The 1,057-nt window shown below is 38.8% G+C and carries 1 pseudogene; it reads right to left on the reverse strand.

What is annotated here, in order from left to right:
• Window positions 1-1,057: pseudogene (locus Q0075_RS05940) on the reverse strand (DNA-directed RNA polymerase subunit beta'); the annotation flags it as partial.

Genomic DNA, 1,057 nt, shown 5'->3' on the forward strand with positions numbered 1-1,057 from the left:
ATACCTCCAGCAACCCCTCCAACGTGGAACGTACGAAGTGTTAACTGTGTACCAGGCTCACCAATTGATTGCGCTGCAATAACTCCAACTGCTTCACCTTTCTGTGTCATCTTACCTGTTGCCAAGTTTCTACCGTAACATTTAGCACAAATTCCTTTAGTTGCCTCACATGTTAATGGCGAACGAACCTCTACTCTTTCTACTGGAGAAGCTTCGATTTTCTTAACAATAGCTTCTGTAATTTCCTCACCAGCATGAACTAAAATTTCATTATCTAATGGGTTGATTACATTTTGTAAAGCCACACGTCCTAAGATTCTTTCACCTAAAGTTTCAACGATTTCCTCGTTTTTCTTTAAAGCAGAAACTTCAATACCTCTTAATGTACCACAATCTACAGAGTTTACGATAACATCTTGAGATACGTCATGTAAACGACGTGTTAAGTAACCCGCATCGGCTGTTTTAAGAGCGGTATCCGCAAGACCTTTACGAGCACCGTGAGTAGAAATAAAGTACTCAAGGATAGAAAGACCTTCTTTAAAGTTCGATAAAATTGGGTTTTCGATAATTTCACCACCACCAGCAGTTGATTTTTTAGGCTTAGCCATCAAACCACGCATACCAGTTAACTGACGAATCTGCTCTTTAGAACCCCTCGCTCCAGAATCAAGCATCATATATACCGAGTTGAAACCTTGTTGGTCTTCACGGATATTTTTCATTGCTAACTCTGTTAATTGCGCATTAGCTGAAGTCCAGATATCAATAACTTGGTTATAACGCTCGTTATTAGTAATAAGACCCATGCTATAGTTCATCGAAATTGCTTCTACTTGCTCACGAGCATCAGCGATTAATTTCTCTTTTTGTTCTGGAATTCTAATATCACCTAATGAGAATGATAAACCTCCACGGAATGCGAACTTATACCCCATATCTTTCATGTTATCCAAGAAAGCAGCAGTTGTAGGAACGTCAGTTACCGCTAAGATTTTACCAATAATATCACGTAATGATTTCTTAGTTAATACCTCATTGATATATCCAGCTGCTT

The organism is uncultured Flavobacterium sp. (genome assembly GCF_937967675.1).
GTDB lineage: Bacteria > Bacteroidota > Bacteroidia > Flavobacteriales > Flavobacteriaceae > Flavobacterium.